The organism is Chelativorans alearensis, from assembly GCF_010993735.1.
GTDB lineage: Bacteria > Pseudomonadota > Alphaproteobacteria > Rhizobiales > Rhizobiaceae > Chelativorans > Chelativorans alearense.
Window position 1 is genome coordinate 62,856 of sequence record NZ_WQNI01000011.1, and the last position, 17,746, is coordinate 80,601.

Here is a 17,746-nt window from a genome sequence, read left to right on the forward strand (position 1 = left end):
CAGCGTTACCCCAATGGCGTTGACGAGCCGGTCGCCGCCCCTCCGGCACCGGCACCCAATTCACCAACACCGCGGTGGCGTGTCTTGAAAACACTGCGGTAAACTAGGGCCGCTTTCGGGCGGCCTTTTTTCTTCGATTACCACAGATCGCGCCTACTGGCGCCGATCTCCCACCGCGCGGACCCCCTTCCAGCGTCCGGGCTTGCGCGGTGGTAGAGTTTCCTTTTGCCATCATTTCAGTTCTTTGCGCAAAGCGCAGAAAGGGGCACACAGTGCGCACCTATTCGCAAATTTTGCCTGACGCCTTTGTGCGCCACCTACGCCTGCCGCGCTCAACGATCGTGTTGACAGTTCGCAAGCTTCGTGAGGCTGGCAGAATTACTAAGGGCTATCATCACGCTCCGCCACCCAATCAGCGCGACGTCGCGCGAATCTTGATCGCGCTTTCGGCAATGAAGCCGACAGCGGCAGTAGAGCACGGACGCACGATCGGCCGATTACGCGGGCCAGGCGGCAGCGCTGAGGATGCCATTGTCGACATTATCGAAGCGGCTGCCGGCATCAGTAGCCGCGGCCTGGACCTGACAGCCGGCGAAGTCGTCATCGGGCAAACCACGCCGCTGTTAGAAATTCACACACTACAGCAAGACGGCACACGCGGCCTCGCAGTTTACGGCGAGCGCCCGCCCATTGGCGCTTATGCCGTAACCCACCATCCAATCGATGCGGTCTGCGCGATCGCAAGGGAAATACTCAATGTTCAATAAGACCAAAACTACAGAAAATTTCACCGTACCGCAGGCGGAAGAACTTAACCCCACCATTGCCGGCCTAATGGAAAAGCGGAATTCGCTTAGCGAAGAGAAAGCAAAACTGCGGGAGGAGGATCGCGCACTAGCAGAGAGCGAAGGTCCGACTGACGTTGAGGCGACGCGCGCCATGCGTGTTGCCGAAATCCTAGGCAACGTGGCGCCTCAAAGGGTTGTGCCGACGCGCTCCAGGCGACAGGAGATCGCGGAGCGTCTGCGCGACCTAGACGAAGCCACGGAGCACCTATCTCGAGAAATAGATACAGAGCGTAATCGCGCGTCTGCATTGGCGCATGATCGCCTATATCCCGAATACAAGCGGCTCGTCGGCGAGCTTTGCAGTGCGCTTGCGTCGGCTCACGCTGCGCAGGTTGCAATACACGGTCTCAACCGAAAAATCGGAGACGCAGGTCTATCTGCCAATTGGATGCAACATCACCACGCATCGTGGATGGACCGCGGCCGGCATGGAACGATAGGAACATTTATCCACGAGATCAAACAGGCAGGGCTTATCGGTGAGCGCGATATTCCTGAGGAACTCACCAAATGACCATTGAACAGATAGTTGCATCGCCAGAATACAAGCGCCTTGCCAGGCGCTCCGAGGTAAATGCTCAGATGGCAGCCTCCATGCGGCCAGGCATTTCCGGCATGATGTTTGCGAACCGCCAAGAAAGCCAATTTGAACGGCCGGCCATTCGCGGTATCGCCTGTAGATATCACGAAGTGTTTACGCACGAGGGCAAACTTACGACATTCGTGGCAGGCTGCTTCAAAGATAGCCTGGCTAGAGGACAAAGCGTCAAGTTGCAATTGGAACATGACGAGGCGATTGTCTTGGCAGATTCCGGCCTTCGCTTCTTCGACACCGAGGAGGGCCTTGTGTTTGAGTACGAAGTGCCAAGAAACCAGGCGGGCGCGATTATTAGTAGCCTCGTGGCTAGCGGTAGCAGGACAGACGTGTCGGTAGGTACGCGTAACCTGAAGTCGACCACACGCAACATTCGCGGGCACGATGTAAGGCTGATTACTTCTGCCGATCTAGAAGAAATTTCGTTGTGCACTGACGGCCTTGTCGCGCTGTCACACGCGCGCGTGGTTGACCTTGAGTCAGCACTATCTCTTGAGGATGAAGCCTCAGGCAGCACATTGCGCTTCATTGGTCGGTGCAACGATCTCAAGACGGCAAGCAAACGATTTAGCGCCACACTGGATAGGTTGAGCCAGCCACCAAAGACCCGCGCATACACCGCGCAAGACTTCTGGTGATTGGCCGCACCGTGCCCGATGGGACGCACCCCCCCTAGGGGGGCGGTCAACTACCTGCCTGCGCGCCCAACGCGGAGCGGCGGGAAACAACTTCACGCACTTTTTCGATTGAAATGTTGAGGGCAACGAGCCATGGCGAGGCCAAGGTTGCGGCTGTGCGGCTGTGCTGCGGTCCGAGGCTTGCTCTGACCTGCCACGCGTCAGGCGCCGCTATTGACGCCCTTCGAGTTGTGCGTGGCCTTCCTCGGTAAATAGCTCTTGGGTGATAAGCCCGAGCAGGTGGTTAGCCATCTGCACCAAGTCAAAGAACGTGGACAGCTGTTTCAGAGATACATCTATGTGGCGTGTGTGGATCTGGTCGCCAACAAATTTGAGGTGGTGCAGCGTAAGGGTTTCCGTTTCTGCGTTGTAAGAAGCGGGGATGGCATGCAGAAGGACATTGCGGCTTAGAAATTTTTGCGCGTCTTCCTTTGATAAGATTTTGAGCCGGGATGCCAGGTATCGAATGTCCTCCTGCCACTTCTCTAAAGGCGGGTAGTTGTTGAACCATTTTTTGAGCAGTGCCAACTTCTTCGAGAACGAAACCGGATGCTGCTCAAAAAGGCGCTCAGAGTATTGCGGCTTGTTAACTTGGATGATGAGTGCATCAAGGTGGTGTTCTAATCGCGACCAACCGGCGGCGACGCGCCCTAGCGCTTCGAGCGCGGGTGCGGCGATTTTCGGGTCGTCGTCGACCAAGCTGTGGTAGAATGAGAACCCCATCGGGGACACTTCCCAGTCTTCAGTCACGCCAAATCCCCCAGATAAACTCTATTTCTTTTTCCTGATTCGTAGTCTGCGCGCCTTCTGCTTGAGCGCGCAACGGGCTTCACCAGCCCGCCGATAGGCGAGGCCGCCAAAAAATCAGCGATGCAGAGCGCGCCGCGCTCCCCGTCACCACACCAAAACCACAGGAAACCCCAATGAACGATTTCACCGCGGCCGAGCGCCGCGCCTATAGGCTTGCGCGCCGTCTTATATCGGAAGGCAAGGACGCGGGCATCGTGGCAGACGCGTTCGCCGCCACGGCTGCGGCGCTATTCTCAGCGCACCACGGCACTCCCCACACGGCGCGCAGCATGCTGCAGGCCTGGTCGCTCCTGCGGGAGGCCGCCGACCATGGCTGACGATATGCAGAGACTCGTGGTCTCGTTGGAGGCCAGAGTCAACCAGTTCGACAAAGCGCTAGCCAAGGCAAATGGCACCGCAAACAGGCGTGCTCGGGCGATCGAGTCGCGCTTCCAGATTATGAATAACAAAGTCAGCGCGCAGCTTACGGGAATCGGTCGTTCGTTTGTCGGCGCCTTTGCAGGAGGGATTTTTGCAGGTGGCGCGGCCGGCCTTGTCCGCACTGTGCGCGGCGTAGCTTCCGAGCTTTCCGAAATGGGGAAGCAGATGGACCGCGTTGGCTTATCCGCGAAGGTTTTTCAGGAACTTCAATTCGGGTTTGGTCTGGCTGGTGTCGCTACCAACGAGTTCAACGTTGGAATGGAGCAGTTCACAAAGCGCATTGCCGAGGCAGAGGCCAAGGGCGGCACGCTGGCCGATATTCTGGAGGCGAACGGCCTAGCTATCCGCGATGCCAACGGCGAAATCAAGTCGTCGGATATTCTGCTGCGCCAGTATGCGGATCTCGTCAAGAACGCTGCCAGCGAACAGGAACGAATGCTGTTGGCGACCGAGGCATTCGGACGTGGCGGTGCTTCGTTTGTTAACGCCCTAAAGGATGGCGCGGCCGGCTTTGATGAGATGGCGCTGCGGGCAGCTGAGGCCGGCGGCACGATCGATGAGGAGTTAATTCGTAAGGCCGAGGAGCTTGACGACAAGTTTGAAATTGCGTTTCGCAACTTCGAGATCAACGCGAAAAAAGCCATATTGAACGTCGTTCCGATTTTAGAAACGCTCGATGATGCAGCACGGAACATTCTTCAAAATCTACCCGTCGTTCGACTGCACGAGATGATAACGGGCGGCGAGGAGGCCGTCGCGGACGTCGCTGCTGTGACTAACGAAATTGACGTGCTGGAGCGCCGGGTAAAGACGCTGCAAGACGCAATTGAGCGCAATGTTGAATTGGGAATCTCGACTGCCGAAGTGGATGCAGCACTCAATGCTGTACAGGCGCGGCTTGCGTCACTGCGCGGAGAGCTTGCAAACCTAAACGCCGAGGCGCAGCGCAGTTACGTCGTCGGCACTCCTGGCGATCCGAACGCGATTGCGCAGGCAACGCCAGGCAAATCGCCACCAAAGCGAACCGTTATCCCGGCGTCGAATGATGGCAGTGGCGGTGGCCGCAAAGGCGGTGGCCGCAAAGGCAGCAGCAGAGGTGGCGGCGGGGGCGGTGGACGCCTCGATGAACTGCAGCGCGCCATCGAGTTGATGCGTGAGCGAACCACAGCGCTTGCAGCCATGACGGCTGCGCAGGCTGGCATTAATCCACTGATTGATGATTACGGCTTCGCCGTCGAGAGGGCATCTGCAGTTGTTGAGCTTGAGAACGCTGCCAAGAAGGCCGGCCTTGAGATTACGCCAGAGCTTGCAACGCAGATTAATACTCTTGCAACAGCCTACGCAGATGCTTCTTCACAGGCCGAGCAACTGGCCAAAAGCCAGGACAAGGCGCGAGAATCCGCAGAAGGCATGCGCGACCTTGGCAAGAGCGCAATGTCAGGGTTTATCCAGGACTTGCAGGCAGGCAAGTCGGCTAGTGAAGCCCTAGCCAACGCGCTACAAAAGGTTGCCGACAAACTTCTTGAGGTTGCGCTTAATACGCCGTTCGGCGGCACCATTCTGGAACTACGGAGGGCGGCATGACAGCGTTCATAGCGGCTGCATACGAAGACCGTATCGAGCTTCTTACGGACGGCGCAACCGTACGGGACGACGGTACGATTGCGATTCTGGAAACAAAGGGTTGGCGCTCGCCTACCGTGCCCCTCGCTTTCGCCGGCCGTGGCAACGTCGGTGCGCTCATGCACATCGGGGCGATCCTCTTGAAGCTGTCCGATTGTGCCAGCGTTAATGAGACCCTAGAGGCATTTACCGACGAACTGGCCGACCGACTTCCACGGCTGCGCGGCGCAGAAATCGACGGCGTTGTCTGTGCCATTTCTGAAACGGCCGGGCCGCTGATTTTCTACTTTACCACCTCCGACACGGTGCCTGGCGCTGAGCCGTTTGTATTATACGAAACAATGCCGATCCACGGTGCCGGCTCGGAGCCTCCTGCGGACGCTCTGGCTGCTTGCGGGTTTCCTGGCCGCCTGGCGGCAGAGCCGCTGTCCGCCTGCGGGGTGGATCTTTTCGAAATCATGCGTCGCCACAAGATGCGGCATTTAAGTGCCGGTGGCCATCTCGTCTACGGCATTGGCGGCCATGTCGACCTAACTACGGTTACGGCGGATGGCTGCACCACCACACGGCTTCACGAGTGGCCCGAGGATGTGGTGGGAGCAACGATTAGACCGTCGCTCGTCACTCACGACGACGGCAGCACATTCGACGACGGCAGCGGCTACGAATAGCCGAACACTAACCACCAATCCTGTTTTTAGCGCCCGCCTTGGAGCGGGCTTTTTTTATGGAAATTCATCATGGTTCAGACCGCCAACACTGTATTCCGCGATTTCGTCACTGACAACATTCCTGCTTCGGGCACGTGGAAGCCTTACAAACCAGATATTCGCGAACTTCTTACCTACCTTGAAAACGGCGTTGCCGGTGCTGCCGCTGGCGCGGTCATCTTCGCTAGCAAGGCGGCTATGGACGCCGATCTTGCCTACGCCGCGGACGTTATGGCGTGGGTGCTTGGTGACGCTACGGCGGCCAATAACGGCGTCTATCAGAAGCAGGGCGCAAGTGGCTCCGGCTCGTGGACACGGCTTGGAGATCTGCCCTACGGCTTTATTCCTGCCGCCAACGCGGGTGCCGGTACGGCCAACGCCATAGTTGCGACGACGTCTATCCCGCTTCCTGATGCTGACGGTGGGGCGCTCATCGCGCTGCCGATCGTTGCCAACAATACAGCTTCGCCGGTAACGGTGGCTTTCAACGGTGCGGCTGCTCTGACCATTAAGACGGTCAGCGGCAACGATATTGCCATTGGCGGTCTGACCACCGGCATGATCGTCGCGGGCTACAAGTCCGGCACGACGTTTCGGTTGCTTTCTGACCAGGCTAGCGCCGCCATTCAGGCGGGGGCAGAGGCAGCGCAGGGCTACGCCGAAGATTGGGCCATACGCCCCGAGGATGATCCCGTCCCTGTAGCGGCGGGTGGCGACGGCTCTACAACGTTCTCTGCGCTGCATTGGGCTGCTAAGGCAGCAGCTAATGCAATAGATGCTTACCCGGCAACGCGAACCGCGCTCGGCGCGCTCGATACCACGCAGAAGACAGTTGCCTATCTGCTCGAAGAGGGCCGCGAGGGGGCCTTCAAGCGCGTCAATACGGTTGAGTATTCCGGCTGGATCACGGCAGACACTCGGCAGGCGATAATCGTTCAGTCAACGTTCGATGCAAATTTCGCCTGGCTTCGAACCGGCTTTGACAAGATGGACCTTCGCTGGTTCGGGGCGCCTGCGGATGGAGCCGACAGCCTTGAGGACGGCGAGACGGTCAAGGGCGACTGGGTTACGGCAACCGCTTATGTCGCCGGCGACCTCGTCTGGGAGGCTAGCTCCGGCTCCCGGCTTGGTTACATCTGTCTGGTGGACCACACCTCGGGGACTTTCGCGACTGATTTAGCGAGCGGCAATTGGGCTGTCGGCGCGTTCACCGGAACCGACAACACAGCCGCACTTCAGGCGATGTTCGCCCTGCATGAGGCGACAGGCATTCCAATGCTTGTGCCGAACGGAAAGTTCCGCTGCATCAATCCTTCCGAGGTGGTAGATAGCGCCTTCATCACGCTCGCCGGCCGCAGCTACGATCTTGAGATCCAAGGCGATATCCTCATCGATGATGGGCTGGACGCGGGTGCGAACTACAATTTCTTCCAGACTGACACTTACGACACCAATGAGGATCGTTCGGAGCGCGACCTTTTCTGCATTGCTGGCAAAGGGAACTTCCGAGGAACTTGGTCGCATAAGCCGGCAGGTGGGTCGTCGACAGGGCGCGGTCATATATTCAGGCTGTCCGGTTTCAAGCGAATCACGCTGACCGGCTTCGGCATGTGGGACATCGCCGGCAAAATCTCGCGTAGCCGTACAAACGAAAGCGTGTCCAACCACCTCTTGCACTGTGAGCGCATCGCATCTGACAGCTTGCGCTGGACGGATACCGTCGACGCCACCATCATGGGCTGCGAGGTCTGGCACGCGGACGATGATGCGATCAACATTCACGCGACCGATAGCGGAGATGAACTATCGATCTGCGAGCGCATCCAGATCATCGGCAATGACCTCTACGACATCGAGGGCCTCATTTGCCTGGGAATGCGCAACGGCGTCGTTTCCGGCAACACGCTCAAGCTCACCCATGGAACGTGCATCTATCTCGGTGGCCGTGTGGGGGATGAAGGCGATAACGCGGCGCTCAATATAGTCTGTGTTAGCAATCCAATCTTTGACCCTCTCACGCGGTCTAACGACGGATCGACCTTGTCTGCTGCTTCATCGGAAAGTGGAGCGATCAATGTCGGCAGCGTGCAGGCATCGTGGATCGCGGGCGCTTACAACAGCGGAAGCGGACTCATCCGTGACCCGCTGACGGCTCCGGGGATGGTCTACTACAATTCCGACCTCGACACGGCCTCTGTCCCGCAGGGCGGCGGTATGGAGGTGTTCGGTAATCCGACCCGTCGCACGCTGCCAAGCGTGGCTAAATTCTCGGATTGGGGGTTCGGCCTGATGTTCCACAGCACGGGATGGATTGACCCGGCTGTAGCGGATACGAATTTTGTCACCAACGGCATCACTCTGCGCTCGGACATAGAGAACTTCCGCGTCGTGCCCGATGTCACTGGTTTCCGGCTTGGGCAAGGTGTCTTCCTGCACTTCCTCTCCGCCGACACCTATCAAAGATCGTGGGCATTCAGAAACGGCAGGATCGCCGGGGGTGTCGTAAGGGATTGCCGTCATGGCATCTCACATAGCCTCGTCGCCGGCACGGTGGCGGAATACTTCGTCGACGTGACCGTTGACGGTGTCGAGTTCGACCTTGATCCCTATCAGGTCAGCCCTGCCAGAACGTCTGCAACAGCGGGCACATGGAACAGCGGCGCTACGGATCCAGAGAAGAATGCAGGCATCAGGATGCTCAACCTTTACGGTATGCGGGTACGTGGGTGCAAGTTCATGAACCTCTACGAACCGATCTACGGTGACGCCACGCAGTCGCGAGCCGACTATGACAGCAACCTGGTGCTGTGCGATCCCGTGTCGCATGCTTATGACGCAGGGAACCTCGGCGTCGGCGTACCGTATGCTGCAGGCCCTGGCTTCCGTCACATGATTGTCGACTGCCTACCGACCAGCGCTGACTTCGGCAAGGTCAAGAATATCTGCCGTCGCGGAGGCTCAGCCGTTCCAACGACAGGCAAGTATGTGATCGGGCACACCTTTGAGGTTAACATGACGGGGGGCATCGGTGTCGATAGATACCGCCGCGCCACCACCGGCAGCAATCATGTCGTTGCGACAGACTGGCTAGCGTTCTAGGGAGTCGAGTGGTTTCATGGCGGCGCGCCGGGGCTCAAGCCTGGCCAGCGCCTTCTGACATCTGCAGAACAGTACCGAGACGGGCGTCTTTCGGGACTGCCTCCGGGAAAGCGTCTAGAGCACGTCCATTTCACAGACAGATTGGAGGTGGCAATTGACTACGCCAGGAATCGCCATGGCGGCGGCGGCCACGTTAACGTTGTTAGGCCGATAGGCGATATTGAGGAAGACCCTCAATCTTCCTGGCTTATCCAGTTCGGCCAGTCCCTGAATCCTTTAAGAGGATTCCGTGCGCTAGGCGCCACTATCGTGAAGCGAATAGAAGTCTAGACGCGCCGCGCTAGGCTCAATCCCCTGTACGAGCTGAAAGAAGCCATTGACCGCATGCTGACGGTGATAGCCGGCCTGGAGCCGGATTACCGGAAATCCGATCTTGGGTTCCTCTAAAACGCGACAGGCGCGGGCTGATAAGCCGGACCTGTGGCAGCGCGCACTTAATGGCACTCGAAGAAAAACTCGTACTGTGGCTGTCCAAGCAGGTAGCCCCTAATAATGCGGCAATCCTCTCTGCCGGTATCGTCGAGGTACTTGCGCGCCGCTGCCTCATGAAGTTGTTCCGGCGTCTCCGGCGCCACAATTCCCAACGTGATGCCGCGGGTTAGGCTTTGCCCCGTCGCCCTCCCGAGGCTTGCCGTGGTCATGATGCGGTCTCCCTTGGGGTGCTCGAAGACGCGATAGGTGTCGTCAGGCATGGCAACCTGATGCACAGTGGGGTTGTACTCCATGGCAGTCTGAACTGCCGCGCAGCCTGCTACGAGCGCGGCCATAGTGGCCGCGGCCAGGATCATTTTGGATTTCATGCTTGCCCCTCCCAATTTGCCCACAGATACCATGCGCGCCAGGTTGACTGGCGTCAATCTTCGCCGAATTCATCCTTCAGCCGCCTCTTTGCGGATGGCCGGCTCGATCGCTGAAGCATTAGCTTGCGCGCTTTCGGTGAGGCAGAGGCGGCCTTCTTGGCCGTCAATTCCACTAGGCGCCTGGCGACATTCACCGGCGATTCATCTGCCGGAATGTGAACGGCACGCCCGTGATAGCTAATCGGCGGGGCACGCATAGCCTGCCAGATGTCGAGAATGTCCGCTTCGCTGAAAAGATAGGTGCGTCCGTACCGTGAGCACGCCCCGATATCGCGGCCAAGCTTGATGATCGCACGCGTAGTAATGCGCAGCCGTTCGGCAGCCTCGTCGGCGGTGTAGATTGTGTCGAGTGGGGCGGGAGGCTCCTCACGCGCCATAGCCGGTCTCTCGGCGCCACTTCTGAAGAGGAGTTTCCTCCAGCGCACGCTCCCGCTTCCGCCGCTGGTATTCCGTCTCCGGCTTGACCGAGGACGCAATTCCAGACTCACGGTCGAGAGCGGCGTCTATCGCTTCGCGGTCCCACCGCTTGGATCCAAATACCGGTGCAGGCATGCGTCCGCATTTCACCCAGCCGTGAAATGTCGACACACTCACGCCGAGATAAGCGGCTGCCGCTTGGCGGGATAGGAGGCGGGGTTGGTTGTTGTCGTTGGTCATGGAATCGAGGATCCCACAATTAATGTTTAGGCGCAACAGTTTGTAAAATATGCGTTTTCGCCTATTTCGTCAAATTGAACCAAAAGGGCTAGCGGGCATTGAAAGGTACCGGATTTCTCATTCATCGTCTTTTGGAAAATCGATAGGCTCCAAGCCCTGCCTGATGCGGACCTTGTTGGCTGCGGCAACCGACAAAGTTGACCAGATATCTTGAAGGGCCTCAGCTGCTTTGATCAGCGATTCATGGACGTCTGACTCCTCCATCAGATCCACAAAGCGGCCCGCATCCTGTGCGCTCTTCTCCACCAAGCGGTAGATGCGCGAAGCTTGTTCGAGAGTTAGGTTTGGATGCCCAAGTGCCTCGGGCACTGCATTGCCCATACGCTTGGCGATCTCACCCCGTTCGCGCAACAGCTCTTGCGTCATTGGTGGTGAGCGTCATTTGTGCCCCCTTTTCCCATAGCCCAAGTGCAAAGTGGCGCAAGCCGGGCGCGCGGTCAATCTCGCGGTCGGTGGCCGGTCATTCGCGCAGGCGCACACCGGGGCCTCCCGTGGTCGTCTCGCCATCGGCCAGGAAGATGACGCCGGCAGATTCTAAGGCGGCGCGGATATCATTGACGGTGCGCTCACGCAGCGGCTCGCCTCGCTCAAATCGCGTAATCGTATTGGTCGACACCATGGCGGCTTTCGCAAGGTCGCGCACGCCAATCTGAAGCGCCGCACGGGCCATTCTGCATTGGGCTGGGAACAAAACGATACTCCGTAGCGATTTCGCCTTGACGTAGCGAATATAAGGAATAATGTGTTCACAGTAGCGTTTTCGCTACCAGGGCGCAACACGGGAGAGCAGCCATGCTTAACGCAACGCACACGGAAACTGCCGCACGCATGAAGTCGATGGGATTTGGCGTAGCGATGATGGGAGACCGCGAACTAGGCATTCCGACCAAAATGGGGCCACTGCAGGACGATATAGAAGAGGCGCAGGCCGCAGCGGAGATACTGGCGCGCGAGAACCCCAGTAAGGAGCTCAGGGTCTACGAGGTTGTGTTGGCGCCGGGTTGGGAGAAGAGATACCCCGACATCGCGTCGTGAGATCAAGCTTTGTCGAAAAGTCAAGCGAAAAATGAGATATCGCTTGACATTTTATGGCGAAAAGTCCTAATGGGTACGTCGCCTGCGGATTCGTCCGCGGGCGATTTTTCGTTTGGGGGAACCGAAATGCAGGCAGCCAATGACAACAGACCCATCGGCGCATCAATCCGCTTTTTCGTCGAGCCGCGTCTGGTACCCGCAGCAAAGGCTGCGCGGCGCCTTCATTTGACGGTAAGTGAGTTTGAGGCGCGGCGCCAAGATCTGCACCGCTGCGGGTTTCCCCTGCCCTGCCCCGTCATTGGCCACTTTGACCTGAAGGCAATCGACGCTTGGCTAGACAAACACGCCGGCATCGCGGACGCTCCTACAATAACGCCTGTGCCAGAAGACGAGTTTGACCGGAGGCTCGCGGCTCTTGGGTAGCATTAAGCTCAAGCACTATGTCGTCAGGAAGGGGCGGGGCTACTGGCTCGTGACGCCAAGAATGCGGGCGCACGGCTTCGAGAACGTGCGCTGTGGCCCTGACGGGCCTGAGGCGTGGTCGATAGCGCAGGAGTGGGAGGAGCGCTGGCAGCGAGCCAGGAAGGGCTTGGACGCGCAGCTGCGGAAGGTCTACCCGAAGAACACGGTTGGCGATGCATTCGAGCGGTTCCGCCTAACCAACGAATGGGCCAAGAAGCCGCCCCGCACACGCGAAGATTGGGGCCGCGGCTGGAAATACATTGAGCCCGTTTTCGGCGACATGCAGGCGAAGGCAGTCACGCTGGAAAAACTCGATCGCTGGTACGCCCACCTGGTCAAGCTGAAAGGCATTGGCGAGGCTGGCCGCGCCATGAAGACCTGGCGTGCGCTCTACACCGTGATGGCCGCGATGGGGCTTTGCCAGGCGAAGCAGGATCCATCATTGGCCATCCGCAAGACCGCGGTGGCTGGCCGCACAGAGACGTGGACGGACGGCGAGGCAGTGCGCCTCGTCAAGGCGGCATGGCGGAAGGGCTACAAAGGCTTGGCATGCATCATCGCCGTTGCGTGGGACACCAGTTTCTCGCCGGTTGATGCCCGTTCGCTGACGCCAAACAACGCGATGTCGCTCGGCAATGATTGGGCTTTCGTCATCCAGCGCGGCAAGACCAATGAGGCCGCATTCGGCATTCTGTCGAAGCGAACGCGCAGGCTGGTAGAAGCATACGTCGCCGACCTCGACTTCGAACTGCTCGACACTGCCCCGATCTTCCGCACCAAGGGTTATGTGCCGACTGAGAAGGGCGGCAGACCGCGTATCGGGGCGCCCTATCAGAAGAACAGCCTTTCCGCCGATTTCCGCGAAATCAGGGCGCTTGTATTTGGCACCACCGAGAAGCGGCGCTTAATGGACATGCGGCGCACAGGCGCTGTGGAAGCCAATGCAGGTGGCGCTCCGGTGGAAGCTATTGCAGCGAAAATGGGAAACTCAATCGACCAGAACAAGACACTACAAAAGACCTATATGCCGGTGAATCCGGCCGCGGTGCGAGCGGCGGAAGAAGCGCGCCGCATAGGGCGCAAAAAGTTATCGTCGGAACAGAACGAGTTCAAAAAGTTGAAACTCGTTGGAGGGAAAAGTTGAAACCAAGAAATGCTAAAGAGCCCAAGCCCTTGAAAGAAATGGCGCGAGTGACGGGGCTCGAACCCGCGACCTCCGGCGTGACAGGCCGGCACTCTAACCAGCTGAGCTACACCCGCGCTTGCGACGTCGCCGTTGCGCGGCGTCTGGGCGGTCACTTAGGCGCTTCGCGGGTGCCTGTCAAGCAGGCTCAAGGACCTTTGCTGGCTGAATTCGCATGGCCGGGGCAAACACCGCTCAGCGGGCGATTTCTTCTTGCGATCGGGCGGCGAACCGCCTAAACGGACGGGCTTGAGGCTCGGCCCGCCAGCCGCCGGCGCCTCACGCACGGGCGATTAGCTCAGCTGGTAGAGCGCTTCGTTTACACCGAAGATGTCGGGAGTTCGAGTCTCTCATCGCCCACCACCCTTTGCCCTGCGGGTTTCGGGTGGCAGGCCACCGGAGCTCGTTGGACGAAGGAGTATCCTGCGACCTTCAGTCGGCTGAAGCCAATCCTCCACCATCTGGCCAAGATCGACTTTCGGCCGGCGAAGGCCGAAGCCTTGGCGTAGGAGGATTGGGCCTTCAATTCCCCCGCTCCCCCGGCAGCCGCGACAACAGCGAGATCAGCTCGGACTGCCGGTTCGTCTCCGTTTTCTGGAATATGCTCTTCAGGCGCTGGCGCGCTGTTCCCGAGGTGATCCGCAGGCGGTCGCTCGCCTCGGCGAGCGTCATTCCCGAGCACATGAGAACGCACAGGTCAGCTTCGGCAGGGGTCAGCTTCAAGACAGCCTGAAGATGCTCGGTTGCGGGCGTTTCCCGTTCTTCGAGATCGGTGATGAGCAGGATCGAGTGTGCGGGTGTGGATGCGGGGGAAACAAGGCCATCGAGCGACACCGCCTCGACCAGCAGCGGGCGGTGATCGGGCCGTTCTATACGGACGGTGGCCGTCTCGTCACGCCGCCGGTCGCGAATGCTGCGGGTCCGGAGCGTCGTGTGTAGCGCCTGGAGGCGGTTTTCGCTCTCCGGGTGCGTTGCATGAAGGTGTCCGCCGCCATTGAGGAACAGGGCATTCCCTACCCTGGCCAGAAGCATCTGCGCTTTCGAATTGAGCCCCTTCACACGCCCCTGCCAGTCGATCAGCACGGCAGCCCGGTCAATCCGGTCGAGCGTCTCCAGCCCTCCATGCCCATGCTTCTGGGAGAACTGCTCGGATAAAAACATCATCCTGCGAAAATGCGGCGCGAACCGCGCCAGCAGTGCGCCCTCCTCGTGGGTGAAGAATCCGTTCCTCCTTCCCCGGAGCATTGGCAGGCACCAGGCGCGCCCATCGAGAACGAACGGAATCGCGATGAACCCCGGATAGCCCCAGCGAAGATAAAGCTCGTTGTAGTGAGGCAGTCTCTTTCGCTCCTCCTCAGTGGAAAGGTCCTGCTCCAAAAGGTAGGGCCGGGTACGCATAAGGGGCCAGCCGCGCTCTGCTCTATAGTGGTTTTCGTACCATCGCCCCTCGACGTAATCCTCGAGAAGTTCACCGTAGGCGAGCGAGGCCGGCACGCGGGCGGCATCCTGGTTCACGTCCTTGGGATAGAACATAGCGCAATCGGCGCCCGCGGCTTCCGCCAGCCATTGAAGTGCTTCGGGCCATTTGTCGGGCTCGACAACCGCGTCATAGCAGGCGTCGATCGCGGCCACGATCCTGTCTTCGTCTATCGTCATCCCCCAAACCGGCCCAAGGCCGGCCCCTTCCCCGAAATTATTATGCGCGAGGCGATCAAGATGAGCAATATTTCTTCGCACCCCGCGCGAAGGCCGGCCGACGAAGCGCCTTCCGAAGCACAAAGCTCTGCTTCAGTTCAGAAATTCCTGGTCAGGTTCAGCACGAGGTCGTGGCTCTCATAGTCGTAGAAACTGACGTTCGATCGCTGCTTAGAATACTGATAGGTGACCTGGGGCGCAAAGCCGGCGATAGAGAAACCGCGGTGGGAAAAACTGGTGCCGATGGAGAACTTTTCGTCCTGCCGGCGATAATCGGTTCCGGGAAACGGCTCGAGATAGTGGTGGTTTTCGTATGAGCCGAAGAGCGATGTCATCAGGCCGCCCCGCCATTCCTTGTCCATTTGCAGACGCAGGACGAGGTCGTTGTGGTCCAGATGGCGTCTTTGTGTCCGTTCGGCGTCGAGCCCAACTTTGACGCTGACGCTGACAGACGGCGAAAGGAGCCGGCGCCAGCTCAGGCTTGCGGCAAACCTGCTGCCGTCGCGGTAGTCGCGGTCGATATAGTTCTGGGCGAGCGCGGTGAAGGAAAGCCCGACCGTATTACGCCGGCCGACCGGGGCCTTCGCTCCAACGGTTGCGCCGTAGCGCACCAGATAGGGATCCCAGCCGGCCCAACGGTATTCGAATGTCGGGCCGATGGCCGCGGTGACCCGGCCCATCCTGCGCGAAAGTGCGAGGTTGGCGGTAAGGCTCAGTTCGTCATAGCTGGTGGTGTCCTTGTACTTCTTGACGTCGACGGCGCCGCTTGCAGTGAGTGCCATCGCGCCGCCGAGCCGGACCGTCTTGAAGGCGCCGCCGCCGGCGGCCGCGCCCACGCCGCTCGCCTCGCGCGAATCCTCGTCGATGGTGAAGACGAGCCCGCCGGCCTCGAACGTGCGGTTGCCGGTGCCCTTGTTGACGTTGGTGGAAGGCAGGAGGGAAAAATAGGAGGAGAAGCCGTGCGTGCGTGCTCTGTCGATGTTTTCCAGATAGCGCGCGGCGAAGCGCTGCAGGGCCGGGTCGTCGCTGCCACGCGCGATGGCCTCGAAATGGTAAGTGGAGGCGTCGGTATCTCCCGCCTGGAGGAGGGTCCGCGCAAGCTCGACGCGAGAGGGCAGGAAGTTCGGCTCGGCCGCCAGTATGGCGCGGAATATCGCTATGGCGCCGGCAAGATCCCCTTCCCGCGCCTTTACGATGCCTTCCAGGTGCGTGATGTGGAGCGCGGCATCGGGGCGGCCGGCGACCTGCCGGCGCAATTCGCGTCGCGCCACGTCATATTGTCCCTCCGTGACGAGGCGCGCCAGAACCGCCCCCTCCGGTTCGCCGGCTTCCTGCTTCGCATGTGCGGAAGCGCACAGCAAAACAGCGCCTACCAGCAGCGCCAGCACGCCACGCAGTGAAAGAAACATAGCCGTTCCAAAACCAGGGTGCGGAATGGCGGGCGAGGTTTCTGCCCCGCCCGCGCATGGTCAGCTCAGGCCCGCGAATTAATCCTTATCCGCGCCGAACGAACCGCTTGCGACGAAATCCTCGCCATCCGCGACACCAGAGGCGACGATGACGCCAGCCGTCTCCTCCGCGTCAGGTCCGAAGAACTTGCCCCGATACGTGCCGTCGAATTCCGTGACATCCAAGGCCGTCTTGAACGTATCGTTGACCGCGGTCGTCCCCTCATAGCCGTTGCCGGCGATATCTGCGCTCTGCAGGTCTATCTCGGCGCCGGGCACTGGCGTCCATGACCCGTCCACGCCGTTCACGCGCTCTCGCCCTTCCATGTCGCTGACCGCCCCAGAGATTTCGCCTTGGCCGAAATCGGCGGTCAAGGTGAGGTCTCCTCTTATCGCAGTGCGATCAAAGTCGTCCCCATCCGTGCCGTAGGCATAGATGTAGGCGTCGCCCGAATAGGTGGCGGTGTCGTCCCTGGCTGCCACATCCTGCGGCGCCGTTTCGCTGCCGAGGACCGCGAAGCCAAACATGGAGTCGCCACTGGATGGCGACCTCCAAAAATGCCCCCACCTTTGATGATAGGCATAGCCATCTGTGCCATCCACGGCACCCTGCGCGCTATCTGCGCTCCAAGTGTAGATGTTGCGGTCGCCGTCATCGCTCTCGAAGCCGAAGCCGTCTGCCGAGACGTTTGCCGAAGAGTAGCTTTCGGTCTCACCGTTTATGGTGACGTCAATACCGCCGTCCGCATTCTTCTTGATGGACACCTCAGCCGTACCCTGCGAACGGACATCCTCGTGCTGAAGCGTCGAGGACATCTTGTTATCATACGCCGTCAGCGTCTCACCGTCGTTCAGCGCCTTCGCCACCGTGCCGACATCCTGCGCATAAAGCGCATCGACGATCGCGCTCGTCGAACCGCTGCCCCCGCAGCCAGCCAAACCCATTGCCGCGATGCTCGTGACCCCCGCCAGAAGTATCTTCTTGGATTGCATGTTGCCTACCCCTTTTTCACGCAGCGGCTTCCAGAACGGAAACCACCTACTCGGGGTATTGATCAGCGAGGGAGGGGAACCCACAACTCCCATTTGGGAGGTGCGGCGGATGAGGCGCTGGGATGCCGCCGCCTCAAAACAGAAAAGGCCGGGCGAGCCCGGCCTTTGTCATGTGACAAGAGACAGCCTTGTCGTCGGCGATCAGTTGATCGCGTCCTTCAGGCCCTTGCCTGCGGAGAATTTCGGCACGTTGCGGGCCGGAATCTGGACGGGGGCGCCGGTCTGCGGGTTGCGGCCCGTGGAGGCCTCGCGCCGCGAAACGCCGAAATTGCCAAAACCCACAAGCCGAACGTCGCCGCCCTTCTTCAGCTCGCTCGTGATGACGGAGAAAACCGCATCGACTGCCGACTGGGCATCACCTTTGGAGATACCGGCCTGATCGGCAACGGCGGAAACCAGTTCGTTCTTGTTCATAAACAACAAACCCCTTCTTCATAATGGCCGGAGAGCG

At 59.6% G+C, this 17,746-nt stretch carries 19 protein-coding genes and 2 tRNA genes; 10 read left to right on the forward strand and 11 right to left on the reverse strand.

Annotated elements, in window-relative coordinates:
- Positions 1-272: 272 nt before the first annotated feature.
- The 3 genes from GPJ75_RS17480 to GPJ75_RS17490 are packed head-to-tail and all read left to right on the forward strand — an operon-like array spanning position 273 to position 2,081.
- Positions 273-767, forward strand: a complete 495-nt coding sequence (locus tag GPJ75_RS17480; RefSeq protein WP_163269655.1) for a hypothetical protein — start codon at positions 273-275, stop codon at positions 765-767.
- Positions 757-1,362: a hypothetical protein gene (locus GPJ75_RS17485; protein ID WP_163269657.1), complete on the forward strand. Its 606-nt coding sequence runs from the start codon at positions 757-759 to the stop codon at positions 1,360-1,362. Before GPJ75_RS17480 ends, GPJ75_RS17485 begins: the two co-directional genes overlap by 11 nt.
- The gene (locus GPJ75_RS17490) at positions 1,359-2,081 is read left to right on the forward strand and encodes an HK97 family phage prohead protease (RefSeq protein WP_163269659.1); all 723 of its coding nucleotides are present in this window, start codon (positions 1,359-1,361) and stop codon (positions 2,079-2,081) included. The genes GPJ75_RS17485 and GPJ75_RS17490 overlap by 4 nt, the downstream gene beginning before the upstream one ends.
- Before the next feature lie 210 nt (positions 2,082-2,291).
- Here the strand turns inward: GPJ75_RS17490 and GPJ75_RS17495 are convergent, their stop codons facing one another.
- On the reverse strand, positions 2,292-2,870 hold the full coding sequence (locus tag GPJ75_RS17495) for a hypothetical protein (RefSeq protein WP_163269661.1): 579 nt from the start codon (positions 2,868-2,870) through the stop codon (positions 2,292-2,294).
- 173 nt (positions 2,871-3,043) lie between these two features.
- On the opposite strand from GPJ75_RS17495, the gene GPJ75_RS17500 reads away from it, so the two are divergent.
- The 4 genes from GPJ75_RS17500 (at position 3,044) to GPJ75_RS17515 (ending at position 8,782) form a co-directional block, all read left to right on the forward strand.
- Positions 3,044-3,247 (forward strand): hypothetical protein, encoded by a 204-nt coding sequence (locus GPJ75_RS17500; protein WP_163269663.1) that lies wholly within the window; start codon positions 3,044-3,046, stop codon positions 3,245-3,247.
- Entirely contained in the window at positions 3,240-4,934 is a 1,695-nt protein-coding gene (locus GPJ75_RS17505) for a hypothetical protein (RefSeq protein ID WP_163269665.1), read from the forward strand. The genes GPJ75_RS17500 and GPJ75_RS17505 overlap by 8 nt, the downstream gene beginning before the upstream one ends.
- The gene (locus GPJ75_RS17510; protein WP_163269667.1) at positions 4,931-5,644 is read left to right on the forward strand and encodes a hypothetical protein; all 714 of its coding nucleotides are present in this window, start codon (positions 4,931-4,933) and stop codon (positions 5,642-5,644) included. Before GPJ75_RS17505 ends, GPJ75_RS17510 begins: the two co-directional genes overlap by 4 nt.
- Positions 5,645-5,713: 69 nt before the next feature.
- Positions 5,714-8,782 carry a hypothetical protein gene (locus GPJ75_RS17515; RefSeq protein WP_163269669.1) on the forward strand — a complete coding sequence of 1,023 codons (3,069 nt, stop codon included), beginning with the start codon at positions 5,714-5,716 and terminating at the stop codon, positions 8,780-8,782.
- A 494-nt stretch (positions 8,783-9,276) separates the two neighbouring features.
- Here the strand turns inward: GPJ75_RS17515 and GPJ75_RS17520 are convergent, their stop codons facing one another.
- From GPJ75_RS17520 to GPJ75_RS17540, 5 genes are all read right to left on the reverse strand, one after another.
- Positions 9,277-9,642, reverse strand: a complete 366-nt coding sequence (locus GPJ75_RS17520) for a hypothetical protein (protein ID WP_163269671.1) — start codon at positions 9,640-9,642, stop codon at positions 9,277-9,279.
- 53 nt (positions 9,643-9,695) lie between these two features.
- Entirely contained in the window at positions 9,696-10,079 is a 384-nt protein-coding gene (locus GPJ75_RS17525) for a MerR family transcriptional regulator (protein WP_163269673.1), read from the reverse strand.
- Positions 10,069-10,359 (reverse strand): helix-turn-helix transcriptional regulator, encoded by a 291-nt coding sequence (locus tag GPJ75_RS17530; RefSeq protein WP_163269675.1) that lies wholly within the window; start codon positions 10,357-10,359, stop codon positions 10,069-10,071. The genes GPJ75_RS17525 and GPJ75_RS17530 overlap by 11 nt, the downstream gene beginning before the upstream one ends.
- Positions 10,360-10,476: 117 nt before the next feature.
- A complete protein-coding gene (locus tag GPJ75_RS17535) occupies positions 10,477-10,785 on the reverse strand; it encodes a hypothetical protein (protein WP_163269677.1) in 309 nt (102 codons plus the stop codon).
- A 94-nt stretch (positions 10,786-10,879) separates the two neighbouring features.
- Complete coding sequence (locus GPJ75_RS17540) at positions 10,880-11,089, reverse strand: transcriptional regulator (protein ID WP_246249109.1); 210 nt, start codon at positions 11,087-11,089, stop codon at positions 10,880-10,882.
- A gap of 122 nt (positions 11,090-11,211) precedes the next feature.
- Here GPJ75_RS17540 and GPJ75_RS17545 point away from each other — a divergent pair, with 122 nt between their 5' ends.
- Both GPJ75_RS17545 and GPJ75_RS17550 read left to right on the forward strand, forming a co-directional pair.
- Entirely contained in the window at positions 11,212-11,454 is a 243-nt protein-coding gene (locus GPJ75_RS17545; RefSeq protein ID WP_163269681.1) for a hypothetical protein, read from the forward strand.
- Between the two features lie 589 nt (positions 11,455-12,043).
- A complete protein-coding gene (locus GPJ75_RS17550) occupies positions 12,044-13,060 on the forward strand; it encodes a hypothetical protein (protein ID WP_163269683.1) in 1,017 nt (338 codons plus the stop codon).
- Between the two features lie 39 nt (positions 13,061-13,099).
- On the opposite strand, the gene GPJ75_RS17555 is transcribed toward GPJ75_RS17550, so the two are convergent.
- Positions 13,100-13,176, reverse strand: a tRNA-Asp gene (locus GPJ75_RS17555).
- 210 nt (positions 13,177-13,386) lie between these two features.
- Here GPJ75_RS17555 and GPJ75_RS17560 point away from each other — a divergent pair.
- A tRNA-Val gene (locus GPJ75_RS17560) sits at positions 13,387-13,462 on the forward strand.
- Positions 13,463-13,621: 159 nt separating this feature from the next.
- Here the strand turns inward: GPJ75_RS17560 and GPJ75_RS17565 are convergent.
- The 4 genes from GPJ75_RS17565 to hupB all read right to left on the reverse strand — a co-directional run bounded on the left by GPJ75_RS17565 (position 13,622) and on the right by hupB (position 17,709).
- Positions 13,622-14,755, reverse strand: a complete 1,134-nt coding sequence (locus tag GPJ75_RS17565; RefSeq protein WP_163269685.1) for a helix-turn-helix transcriptional regulator — start codon at positions 14,753-14,755, stop codon at positions 13,622-13,624.
- A gap of 137 nt (positions 14,756-14,892) precedes the next feature.
- Complete coding sequence (locus tag GPJ75_RS17570; RefSeq protein ID WP_163269687.1) at positions 14,893-16,203, reverse strand: surface lipoprotein assembly modifier; 1,311 nt, start codon at positions 16,201-16,203, stop codon at positions 14,893-14,895.
- 78 nt (positions 16,204-16,281) lie between these two features.
- Complete coding sequence (locus GPJ75_RS17575; RefSeq protein ID WP_163269689.1) at positions 16,282-17,235, reverse strand: transferrin-binding protein-like solute binding protein; 954 nt, start codon at positions 17,233-17,235, stop codon at positions 16,282-16,284.
- A gap of 201 nt (positions 17,236-17,436) precedes the next feature.
- Entirely contained in the window at positions 17,437-17,709 is a 273-nt protein-coding gene (gene hupB / locus GPJ75_RS17580) for a DNA-binding protein HupB (protein ID WP_159586325.1), read from the reverse strand.
- Between the last annotated feature and the right edge of the window lie 37 nt (positions 17,710-17,746).

Bases quoted from the DNA above. Each gene is read 5' to 3' on its own strand.
- GPJ75_RS17575 (WP_163269689.1), bottom strand. From the start codon at position 17,235: ATGCAATCCAAGAAGATACTTCTGGCGGGGGTCACGAGCATCGCGGCA.
- GPJ75_RS17485 (WP_163269657.1), top strand. From the start codon at position 757: ATGTTCAATAAGACCAAAACTACAGAAAATTTCACCGTACCGCAGGCG.
- GPJ75_RS17490 (WP_163269659.1), top strand. From the start codon at position 1,359: ATGACCATTGAACAGATAGTTGCATCGCCAGAATACAAGCGCCTTGCC.
- GPJ75_RS17500 (WP_163269663.1), top strand. From the start codon at position 3,044: ATGAACGATTTCACCGCGGCCGAGCGCCGCGCCTATAGGCTTGCGCGC.
- GPJ75_RS17535 (WP_163269677.1), bottom strand. From the start codon at position 10,785: ATGACGCAAGAGCTGTTGCGCGAACGGGGTGAGATCGCCAAGCGTATG.
- GPJ75_RS17525 (WP_163269673.1), bottom strand. From the start codon at position 10,079: ATGGCGCGTGAGGAGCCTCCCGCCCCACTCGACACAATCTACACCGCC.
- hupB (WP_159586325.1), bottom strand. From the start codon at position 17,709: ATGAACAAGAACGAACTGGTTTCCGCCGTTGCCGATCAGGCCGGTATC.
- GPJ75_RS17565 (WP_163269685.1), bottom strand. From the start codon at position 14,755: ATGACGATAGACGAAGACAGGATCGTGGCCGCGATCGACGCCTGCTAT.
- GPJ75_RS17545 (WP_163269681.1), top strand. From the start codon at position 11,212: ATGCTTAACGCAACGCACACGGAAACTGCCGCACGCATGAAGTCGATG.
- GPJ75_RS17530 (WP_163269675.1), bottom strand. From the start codon at position 10,359: ATGACCAACGACAACAACCAACCCCGCCTCCTATCCCGCCAAGCGGCA.
- GPJ75_RS17510 (WP_163269667.1), top strand. From the start codon at position 4,931: ATGACAGCGTTCATAGCGGCTGCATACGAAGACCGTATCGAGCTTCTT.
- GPJ75_RS17520 (WP_163269671.1), bottom strand. From the start codon at position 9,642: ATGAAATCCAAAATGATCCTGGCCGCGGCCACTATGGCCGCGCTCGTA.
- GPJ75_RS17505 (WP_163269665.1), top strand. From the start codon at position 3,240: ATGGCTGACGATATGCAGAGACTCGTGGTCTCGTTGGAGGCCAGAGTC.
- GPJ75_RS17515 (WP_163269669.1), top strand. From the start codon at position 5,714: ATGGTTCAGACCGCCAACACTGTATTCCGCGATTTCGTCACTGACAAC.
- GPJ75_RS17540 (WP_246249109.1), bottom strand. From the start codon at position 11,089: ATGGCCCGTGCGGCGCTTCAGATTGGCGTGCGCGACCTTGCGAAAGCC.
- GPJ75_RS17570 (WP_163269687.1), bottom strand. From the start codon at position 16,203: ATGTTTCTTTCACTGCGTGGCGTGCTGGCGCTGCTGGTAGGCGCTGTT.